The 1,432-nt window shown below is 45.0% G+C and carries 2 protein-coding genes; both read right to left on the bottom strand.

Annotation, left to right across the window (positions count from 1 at the left end; genetic code table 11):
- Positions 1-161 precede the first annotated feature (161 nt).
- A complete protein-coding gene (locus tag R7M72_RS24635) occupies positions 162-710 on the bottom strand; it encodes an NAD(P)H nitroreductase (RefSeq protein ID WP_053319832.1) in 549 nt (182 codons plus the stop codon).
- A 179-nt stretch (positions 711-889) separates the two neighbouring features.
- On the bottom strand, positions 890-1,432 hold a 543-nt coding region (locus R7M72_RS24630), incomplete at its 5' end, for an FAD-dependent oxidoreductase (protein ID WP_318056406.1).

Raw genomic sequence — 1,432 nt, 5'->3', positions numbered from 1 at the left:
GCCGCCGCAATAGCACGGCCTAGACTGGGTTTTTCAGCAATAAACAGACGAGACATAAGGAATTGGAAATCAAAATAATTAGGGCCACATTATCGAATGTAGCCCTAAGAAATCAAGGAAAAACTGTATAAATGAACAGTAAGCGTTATCTAGGTATGTATTTATTGAAATTCAACAAACTTAGACAAATCGCGCTCTGGCACTTTCATTGGAGTACAACCTGGTGTACCAAGGTATAGAAATCCAACAATTTCATCTTCACCTTCTAGGCCAAATGCTTGATGTACCTCAGGGTGGAACATCCATTTACCCGAACGCCAAAAACCTTGAAAACCTTGCGCAACCGCCGCCATCTGCATTGCTTGAACAGCGCAGCCTGCAGAAAGATATTGTTCCAATGCAGGGACTTTTTCATGCTCGGTTACTTTCGCGATCACGGTAATGACCATTGGGGCACGAAACGGCGCATTTTTCACTTTTTCGATCACGACTTCATCACTATGGTCTGCAATCGCGGCTTTCACCAAAATATCTGATAGCTTCTTCAAACCATCACCTTGAGCAATCACAAAACGCCAAGGGGTTAAGCCCGCATGGTCAGGAGCACGAAGACCTGCACGAATAATATTCTCCAACGCTTTGCCCTCTGGTGCTGGCGCAGATAATTTAGCGATAGAGCGACGGTTAAGCAAAAGATCGAGAGCTTCCATGAGCGAGTCCTTATTGAATCTAACTGTTATTTTCTTTGCTGCTCACTTTAGCATAATCCTCTCACTCTAATAACAATCTGTTTTTTAGGGATTATCGTGATGATTCACACAAACCGAGAGTGACAGAAACAAAAAAGCTGCGCATCACACGCAGCTTTTGAGTCATATAAAGCTCGATGTTATAGCTTCACAGCAAGTTTTACGCCTTGGCGAATTGCGCGCACTGCATCCAACTCACCGGCATGATCAGCACCACCGATGATATGCAGTTTTTCACCAAGTTCAGACCACTTGTCTTCAAACGGACGTACTGATTCCTGTCCCGCACAAATAACGACTTTATCAGCCTCTAAAAGCTGCGCCTTACCATCTACATGAATGTGTAAACCGTTGTCATCAATTTTGTCATAAGACACGCCACCAAGCAGATGCACTCCACGTTTTTCTAATGTGCGTTTATGAATCCACCCTGTCGTTTTACCCGGTCCTTTACCAACACGACCTTTGCGACGTTGAAGCACCCACACTTCTTTGTCACTCACCGCGTCTGGGTATGGGTACAGTCCACCTGGTTGCGACATTTCTTTATCAATGCCCCATTCATGCAGCCAATCATCCAACGTTTGCCCTGCTGGCTCGGTAATCATTGTTGCAACATCAACACCAATACCACCAGCACCAACAATGGCGACTTTTTCACCGACAGGCGTTTTGTCACGAAT

This window comes from Vibrio sp. YT-18, assembly GCF_033337345.1.
In the GTDB taxonomy this organism is placed as follows: domain Bacteria; phylum Pseudomonadota; class Gammaproteobacteria; order Enterobacterales; family Vibrionaceae; genus Vibrio; species Vibrio alginolyticus.
The sequence above is the reverse complement of the archived record's forward strand: the minus strand, read 5'-3'. Positions and strand labels throughout refer to the sequence as shown.

Coding starts and splice junctions, on each gene's coding strand:
- R7M72_RS24635 (WP_053319832.1), bottom strand. CDS start 710: ATGGAAGCTCTCGATCTTTTGCTTAACCGTCGCTCTATCGCTAAATTA.